Origin of the sequence: Corallococcus sicarius (assembly GCF_003611735.1) — a bacterium.
Classification (GTDB): Bacteria; Myxococcota; Myxococcia; order Myxococcales; family Myxococcaceae; genus Corallococcus; species Corallococcus sicarius.
The window spans coordinates 1-7346 of sequence record NZ_RAWG01000393.1 but is presented as its reverse complement, the minus strand read 5'-3'; the positions used below and the strand labels follow the sequence as shown (position 1 = coordinate 7346).

The 7346-nt window shown below is 71.1% G+C and carries 8 protein-coding genes; 4 read left to right on the top strand and 4 right to left on the bottom strand.

Features of this window, described 5'->3' with window-relative positions; translation table 11 throughout:
- Together D7X12_RS36705 and D7X12_RS36700 are read left to right on the top strand one after the other, a co-directional pair.
- The coding region (locus tag D7X12_RS36705) for a ComEC/Rec2 family competence protein (RefSeq protein ID WP_147443910.1) at positions 1-926 on the top strand (926 nt) is incomplete at its 5' end.
- Positions 913-1173: a hypothetical protein gene (locus tag D7X12_RS36700; RefSeq protein ID WP_120629858.1), complete on the top strand. Its 261-nt coding sequence runs from the start codon at positions 913-915 to the stop codon at positions 1171-1173. The genes D7X12_RS36705 and D7X12_RS36700, both read left to right, overlap by 14 nt.
- A gap of 4 nt (positions 1174-1177) precedes the next feature.
- Here D7X12_RS36700 and D7X12_RS36695 read toward each other — a convergent pair whose 3' ends face one another.
- Positions 1178-2380, bottom strand: a complete 1203-nt coding sequence (locus D7X12_RS36695; RefSeq protein ID WP_120629857.1) for a carbohydrate-binding family 9-like protein — start codon at positions 2378-2380, stop codon at positions 1178-1180.
- 187 nt (positions 2381-2567) lie between these two features.
- Here D7X12_RS36695 and D7X12_RS36690 point away from each other — a divergent pair, with 187 nt between their 5' ends.
- Positions 2568-3203, top strand: coding sequence for an outer membrane beta-barrel protein (locus D7X12_RS36690; protein WP_120629856.1), 636 nt, complete (start codon positions 2568-2570; stop codon positions 3201-3203).
- Positions 3204-3327: 124 nt separating this feature from the next.
- The gene (locus tag D7X12_RS36685; RefSeq protein ID WP_120629855.1) at positions 3328-4170 is read left to right on the top strand and encodes an FHA domain-containing protein; all 843 of its coding nucleotides are present in this window, start codon (positions 3328-3330) and stop codon (positions 4168-4170) included.
- Between the two features lie 16 nt (positions 4171-4186).
- Here D7X12_RS36685 and D7X12_RS36680 read toward each other — a convergent pair whose 3' ends face one another.
- From D7X12_RS36680 to D7X12_RS36670, 3 genes are all read right to left on the bottom strand, one after another.
- Positions 4187-4627 (bottom strand): PH domain-containing protein, encoded by a 441-nt coding sequence (locus D7X12_RS36680; RefSeq protein WP_120629854.1) that lies wholly within the window; start codon positions 4625-4627, stop codon positions 4187-4189.
- A 62-nt stretch (positions 4628-4689) separates the two neighbouring features.
- The gene (locus tag D7X12_RS36675; RefSeq protein ID WP_120629853.1) at positions 4690-5739 is read right to left on the bottom strand and encodes a tetratricopeptide repeat protein; all 1050 of its coding nucleotides are present in this window, start codon (positions 5737-5739) and stop codon (positions 4690-4692) included.
- A 79-nt stretch (positions 5740-5818) separates the two neighbouring features.
- On the bottom strand, positions 5819-7129 hold the full coding sequence (locus D7X12_RS36670; protein WP_120629852.1) for an adenylosuccinate synthase: 1311 nt from the start codon (positions 7127-7129) through the stop codon (positions 5819-5821).
- Positions 7130-7346: the final 217 nt, after the last annotated feature.

The following is a 7346-nucleotide window of genomic DNA, read 5'->3' as shown; positions in this document are numbered from 1 at the left end:
GTTCGGGGCGCTGGCGGATTGCGGGGGGGCTCGCGCCGCTGGCCGTGGTGGGCGCCGTGCTGCTCCCCGGGCTCGCTCCGGAGCCCGCGCTGCGCATCACCTTCCTCTCGGTGGGCCAGGGGGACGCGGTGGTGCTCCGCTCCCGGGGTCACCATGCGCTGGTGGACGGCGGCGGGGTGCCGGAGGGCGCGGACACGGGCGAGCGCTTCGTCCTGCCCTTCCTCAAGGCCGAGGGCGTTTCACACCTGGACCTCGCGGTGCTCTCCCATCCCCATCCCGACCATGCGCTGGGGCTCGTGTCCACGCTGTCGCAGGTTCCCACCGAACGGCTGTGGCTCTCCGCGGGCACCACCGACGGCCCGCTCTCCCGGCGTGTCATGGAGGCGGCTGGAAGTGCGCGGGTGGAGGAGGTGCAGGTGGGGCGGCCTCCCTTCTCCCTGGGCGAAGCGACGCTGGAGGTGCTCGGGCCTCCGGTGGACCGGGAGTTGTTGGAGGGCGCGAACGACCGCAGCGTGGTGGTGCGCGTGCGCCATGGCGACGTCACCGTCCTGCTGGCGGGCGACATCGAGGAGGACGGCGAGGCCGCGCTCGCCCAGGCCGTGGGGCCCGTCACCGTATTGAAGGTGCCACACCATGGCTCCCGCACGTCGTCCACCGCGCCGCTGCTGGAGCGCACGCGGCCACGTCATGCGGTGTTCTGCGTGGGACGGCGCAACCGGTACGGGTTTCCCCATCCCGAGGTGGAAGCGCGCTACCGGGCCCTGGGCACCGAGTGCTGGCGGACAGACCGGGACGGCGCGGTCACCCTGGAGAGCGACGGCCAGGACGTCCGCCTGGTGTCCTTCCTGCCACGCGACGAGGGGGCACCCGTGCCCGTTGCCGCAAGTGGGAACAAGACCCACCGTAGCGGCGATGATTTCCGATGATCTTGATCTGCAGCAGCTGACCCTTGAACTGAAGTCGAAGCTCGGCCCGGGCGAGCCCGTGGGCTACCTGCGCGGCAAGTCGCTCATGCGCGACATGTTGCTCATGATGCGCTCGAACCACTTCTCCGAGCTGGAAGCCGAAGAGCTGATCGACACGCTGGAATCCCGGGGCTTCGTGCGCTTCCTGGGAGACCCGGCCGAACGCTCCGTCGCGGACGCGCCCTGGGACATCTCGCCCCACGCGTGACGCCCTACTGGAACACGAGCCACGCGAAGCGCGGCAGCGCGTGGAAGTCCCCGATGAAGAGCGGTGAGAAGGCCTGACCTTCCACCTGCTTCCGGTCGTGGTGCTCCAACCGGTAGAGGTTGAAGCGCCAGCGCTCGCCCGGCTGGGGCGGCGTGTGGGGCACCTCCGCGAGGTTCTTGAACGGGATGGCCAGCTCCACCGTCCAGCCCTCGTCGCGGTCCGACGCGTCGTCCAGCGTGCCGCGCACCTTCAACGCCGTCTTCATGCCGGAGTCCCACGACCGGTCCATGCCCTGGCGCCTGGCGGGGAAGTACGCGTCGAAGATGACGTTGTGCGGTGACACCTGCAGCTCGTTGTACGTGCGCCCGTCCGCGTTGGCGTCGAGGAACACCTCCACGACCTCCTGCTCGTAGATGGAGTCGTCGCGGTTGCGCATCGTGCCCCAGAGGTCCGGGTCCTCCACATCGAAGGCCACGTACAGGTTCGCGTCGTCGTACGCGAGCCGCGCCTGCGTGCGCAGCCGCGCGGGCCGGCCGTCGAAGCTGCCCACGAGCGTCACCGGATTCGCGCCCTTCCAGGCCTCGTCGTCGAGCACGCCGTCGAGCACCGGCGCCTTCTTCACCCGCGCCGCCGTGTACTCCGGCAGCGAGGGAGGCTCGCCGCCCAGGAGCGGGCCGCGCGCGCGGTTGTCGCCCAGCTGCGCGCGCGGATCATCCACCGGGAGCCGTTCGTCACCGCGCCAGAAGCCCAGCACCACCCGGCTGGGACTGGACGGCATGACGACGGTGTGCACGTCCTCCAGCACCTTGCCCACGGGCCACGTCTCCAGGGGCGCGGCGCCGTCCTGGAACTCGTGGTCCGCGTTGCCGATCATCTGGCCGCTCTCCGCCTCCACGACGTGCACGAAGAAGTGGAAGCCCTGCGGCGGCGCGCGCACCGCCTGGAAGTAATGCGCGAGCTTCACCGGCTGCCCCGGCGTGGCCTTCTGCGGCGTCACGCGCGTTCCCAGGTAGACGATGGCGCCGCCCGCGAAGGTGGCCCCTCCCCGGTACGTGAGCTCCGCCGGAGCCGCGTCGAGCGTCCGCAGCGTCGTGGGCGCGGGCAGCCGGGGCGTGCGGTGCGCGGGGCCCGCCTGTTCGTCGCGACAGGCGCCGACACACAGGAGGGAGGACAACAGCGGGAGCAGGACGAAGGGGCGGAGGCGCATCGAAGGCGCGGAGTCTACCCTTCCCCGTCTTCCGGGAAGCAGTCTTCCATCACCGGGAACTGCACTCCCCAGGTCACGGACAAGCTGTACGCAAGCAGGAGCGGCCGAGCTGCCGGGCCCCCCTCGCCCTGTTGGCGTGTCCGGGAGGGCACCCCATGTTTCGGTCCACCACAGGAGGGGTAACCACATGGGCAAGGGACTGTTGGCGGGTGCGGTGGCGGTATCTGTTCTGGCGGCGGGTTCGGCTCAGGCGGCTTCGACGGAGCTGCGCAGGTCCACGAACACGCGTGGCCTTTCGTTCCTGGTGGGCGGTGGCGTGGAGGGCTACACGGACGCCCTGCGGTCGCAGATTGATCCAGGCGTGGCCTATGGCGTGACGTTGGGCCTCAAGCCGACGAACGTGGTGGGCCTGGAGCTGGGCTACACGGGTGCGGTCAGCGAATTCAATTCCGGTGGGGTGCTCGCGACGAACGCGGACGGCCCGGACATCGTGCGCCACGGAGCGCAGGCCGCGGTGACGGTGGGCCTCACGGCCACGCGGCTCCAGCCGTACGTCCTGGGCGGCGTGGGCATCAGCCGCTACAACGTGCGCGCCATCGCGCCGGGCTTCACCGACGACACGGTGGGCAACGTGCCGGTGGGCGCGGGCCTGCGCCTGAACGTCGGTGGCTTCACGGCCGACGCGCGGGTGGCCTACAACTTCCTGTTCGATCAGGGGTTCGCCGCGTCGCTGCCGCCGTCCGATGTGGACCTGGGCGGTGACGAGACGTTCAGCAAGGGCGGCCGCTACGTGGGCACGCTCAACCTCGGCGCGACGTTCTAGTCAGCGACTTCCCGCCGTCCCGGCCTCCGGACATGGGAGGCCCGGGGCGGATGGGGACCTCCAGGCAACCTCGCGAAAATCCAGCGCCCGGTGGCAGGCTTGACGCTTGCTGCCGGGCGTTCTCATGCGCTTCGAATTCGAGCACCTGGGCACCCCCACCCCCTTCGAGTTGACCGAGGGCCAGCACCTGCTGGGAGGCAGCCCCGAGGACCATGTCCACCTGGAGGGGCTGCCGCCCGGGCTGTTGACCCTCCGCATCGAGTCCCAGCGGCTCATGGTGGAAGCGGTGCGCAGCTTCACCGTGAACTCCGTGCGCGTGATGCCGGGCGTGTCGCGCCTGGTCCTTCCCGGGGAGGTGTTGGGCCTTCCGGAGGGCATGTGCCTTCGCGTGCTCGCCGAGCCGAGCGCACCCGAGCGCGGCGTGGGCACCGTCGCGGTGCTCAAGGGATTGCTGTCGGATTCAGAGGCCCGTCCCTCCCGCGCCGCGACCCTCACCTGTCTCACCGGCCTGGACGTGGGCCGCTGTCATCCGCTCGCGGAGGCGAACACGGACATCGGCCGGGGCGAGGGCGTGGCCCTGCGGCTTCGGGACCGGGCCGTGTCGCGCCTGCACGCGCGGATCCGCCGCGAGGGCCCGGGCTTCATGCTGGAAGACCTGGGCACGCCCAACGGGGTGTTCCTCAACGGCCTGCGCCTGGAGGCGCCCGGGCCGCTGGTGGATGGCGATGTCGTGGAGCTGGGGCGTTCGCTGCTGCGCTTCCAGGCGGCGTTCGATGACGCGGCGGGCGCCGTTTGTCGGGCTCCCGCGCCGCTGCGCTTCGACGTGGGAGAGCGGACAGAAGCAGGAGCGCTGTTGCCTCCGGAACGGAGACCGCGGCGTTCGTCGGAGGGGTGGCTCATCGCCGCGGGCGCGGCGCTGGTCGTGCTGGGGCTGCTCCTCACGGCCCTGCTGGCAGCGGCCGGGTGAGGCAGCGCGTCTTGCGTCAGGCGGGCAGCGGGGAGAGGCCCGCGCGCTCCACCAGGAGGCGGGCCAGATCCCGGTGGTGGCGGAAGAAGCTGGTGAAGTGCACGAAGCCCTTGCTCCCCCGGATGGCGTACACCGTCACCGGCCCGGGCAGGATGTCCAGCTTGCGGATGTCCGCGAAGGAGAAGCGCCGGGTGCGCACCATGCCCCGGCAGGTGATGCCGCGGGAGTCCACCTCGATGCGGGTGCGGCCGTAGTAGGTCACGGACACCGCGAAGAAGAGGACGAAGAAGCCCGCGGACAAGAAGGTCTTCAGCGGGACCCCCTCGAAGTTGAACAGGTAGACGAGCACCCCGATCCACAGCAGTCCCGCCGCCGCCATTGTCGCGGCGAGCACCTTCCGGGGGCGAAAGACCTGCTGCGACTGCTCCCCCTCCACCGTCCGTTCGCGTCCGTCCATGCCCTCAAAATAGTGACGCGAACAGCCCCGTTCCGGTGCCCGTCCGCTCACCAGGCGGGCAGTCAGCGCAGGCGCTCGGCCTTCTGGCGGGACTCCTCCTGGAGCTCCGGACGGACGTCAGGGGCGGTGGAGCGGGAATAACGCTCGTAGAGGACCTTGGCCTCCAGGTTGCGCCCCAGGGCCCGGTACGCCTCCGCGAGGCCGTACAGGGGGGAGGCCGACTCCGGCTCCAGCTTCAGCGCGAACTGGTAGTCCGCCGCGGCCTCCGCGTAGCGCCTCAGCCCGATGTTGGCGCTGCCCCGGGCGATATACGCCACGGTGAGCAGGGGCTCCTGCTGCAGGGCCTGCGTCAGCGTCTGGAGCGCGGCCGCGTAGGCGCGCTGGCTGATGTGCTGCACGCCCTGCTCGTAGGCGCGGCGGGCCTGGGCCCGCGTCGTGTCCGCCACGGGGCCTGAACCGGGCGTCTGCCCCAGGGCCTGCGGCGAGGTGCCGGCTTCCGCCTGCTTCGCGCGCGCCCGGGCCACGTTGTCCTGCGCGCTCTGGCGGATGGCGGCGTCCTGGGTCAGACGCGAGGCGCGCTCCCATTCCTCGATGGCACGGCCGTAGTAGCCGAGCACCGCCAGCGCGTTGCCCAGCTTGAAGCGCGCCTCCACGTGATCCGGCGCCGCGTGCTTCGCGTCGAGGAAGGCGAAGGCCGCCTCACGGTAGCGACGCTCGCGCATCAGCGCGTCGCCATCCCGGATCCGTGAAGCCGCCAGCACGGCCTGCGACGGGCGCTGCGGCTCCGCGAGGTCTCCACTCCGGGGGGCCGCGGGCTCCTTCGTCACGGGGGCCGGGGCCTGTGATGCAGAGGACTTCGCATCGGGCGCAGGGGCCTGAGCTGAAGCGGCCGAGGGAGACTTCGAATCGGGCACCGGGGCCTGCGCCGGAGCGGCCGAAGCCGTCGTGGGCGTCTTCGACTCGCCGGTCGTTGCCGCCGCGGGGGCTCCCGTGGCGGGGCGGGTGGCACTTCCCTTCGCCGGGGTCGTTCCCTGCCCCCAGGCCGACGGCGCCGCCGAGCAAAGCAGCACCACCGCCGAGACACCGAGCTGGAACCTGCGCGTGCGAATCATGTCCCTCTCCCGTCCTCGCCCCCGGCGGGCAAGAACTCTCCTGCCCGCGAGCCCCGTTCCCGGGGCCCGCTCCCCATCCCTAGCTGCGGAAGGGGTTCTGCAGCAGCACCGTCTCGCCGCGGTCCGCGCCCACGGAGACGCACACCACGGGCACGCCGCTGACCTCTTCGACGCGGCGCACGTAGCGCTTGGCGGCTTCCGGCAGCTCATCGAACGTGCGCACGCCGGCGAGCTTCTCGTCCCAGCCGGGCAGCGTCTCGTAGATGGGCTTCACGCGCGCCAGGTCCTCGTAGTCGCCCGGCAGCTCCGTCACGCGCGCGCCGTCCAGCTCGTACGCATTGCAGATGTTGAGCGACTTGATGCCGCTGAGCACGTCCAGCTTGGTGAGCGCGATGCCCCACAGGCCGTTGACGCGCACCGCGTAGCGCAGCACCACGCCGTCCAGCCAGCCGCAGCGGCGGGGACGACCCGTCGTCGCGCCGAACTCGTCGCCCACCTTGCGCAGCCGGTCCCCCAGCTCATCGCTCAGCTCCGTGGGGAACGGGCCACCGCCCACGCGCGTGGTGTAGGCCTTGCTGATGCCCATCACCTTGTCGATGGCCGTGGGCCCCAGGCCCGAGCCCACCGCGGCGTTGCCCGCCACGCAGTTGGAGCTGGTGACGAACGGATAGGTGCCGTGGTCCACGTCCAGCAGCGTGCCCTGCGCGCCCTCGAAGAGGATGCGGGCGCCGCGGCGGACCTGCTCGGAGAGGAAGAGCGACACGTCGTGCACGTAGGGGCGCAGCCGATCCCCCAGCGCGGAGAACTCCGCGTGGATCTGCGGCGTCTCCATCTTCGGCACGTCCACGCCTGCCTGGGCGCAGAGATCCTTGAGCTCATCCAGCGCGGACGGCAGGCGCTCGTCGATGCGGCGGCGCAGGCGCTCCGGATGGAGCAGGTCGCGCACGCGGATGCCCCGGCGGGCCACCTTGTCCTCGTAGGCCGGACCGATGCCCCGCCCCGTGGTGCCGATGGCGCTGCCCCCGCGGGCCTTCTCACGGAAGCTGTCCAACAGCTTGTGCCACGGGAAGATGACGTGGGCGTTGTCGGAGATGAGCAGCTGCGCATCATCCTTGAGGAAGCCGCGCGGCTTGAGCGCGTCAATCTCTCCGACGAGGACGGCGGGATCCACCACCACCCCGTTGCCAATGACACACGTCTTGCCCGGGTGAAGGATGCCCGAGGGAATCAGGTGCAGGACGGTCTTCTGCCCTCCCACCACCAGCGTATGCCCTGCGTTGTTGCCGCCCTGGAAACGGACGACGACCTGGGCATGCTCGGTGAGAAGGTCAACGACCTTGCCCTTACCCTCATCTCCCCACTGCGCTCCGATGACGACGACGTTCGGCATGGTGCCCGCCGCTTAGCACGCGGGAGGGGCCGGGTGACAGTGTTCCGCGAAGCCGCAATGAAGGGCCTGGCAGGCCGCTGTGTCCCACCCGGTCCACACTCCCGTGGATTCGGCCTGGACAAGTGCCCGGACACCTCGGGCCAGCCGGTGCGCCGCCCCGGAGTCCGCTCCCCTGCCCGGCAGGAACTCCGGTTCCGGGGCGGCGCACCGGCTGGCC

What these genes read in the sequence shown, in the direction of transcription:
- D7X12_RS36700 (WP_120629858.1), top strand. Translation starts at nt 913, where the DNA reads ATGATTTCCGATGATCTTGATCTGCAGCAGCTGACCCTTGAACTGAAG.
- D7X12_RS36695 (WP_120629857.1), bottom strand. Translation starts at nt 2,380, where the DNA reads ATGCGCCTCCGCCCCTTCGTCCTGCTCCCGCTGTTGTCCTCCCTCCTG.
- D7X12_RS36690 (WP_120629856.1), top strand. Translation starts at nt 2,568, where the DNA reads ATGGGCAAGGGACTGTTGGCGGGTGCGGTGGCGGTATCTGTTCTGGCG.
- D7X12_RS36685 (WP_120629855.1), top strand. Translation starts at nt 3,328, where the DNA reads ATGCGCTTCGAATTCGAGCACCTGGGCACCCCCACCCCCTTCGAGTTG.
- D7X12_RS36680 (WP_120629854.1), bottom strand. Translation starts at nt 4,627, where the DNA reads ATGGACGGACGCGAACGGACGGTGGAGGGGGAGCAGTCGCAGCAGGTC.
- D7X12_RS36675 (WP_120629853.1), bottom strand. Translation starts at nt 5,739, where the DNA reads ATGATTCGCACGCGCAGGTTCCAGCTCGGTGTCTCGGCGGTGGTGCTG.
- D7X12_RS36670 (WP_120629852.1), bottom strand. Translation starts at nt 7,129, where the DNA reads ATGCCGAACGTCGTCGTCATCGGAGCGCAGTGGGGAGATGAGGGTAAG.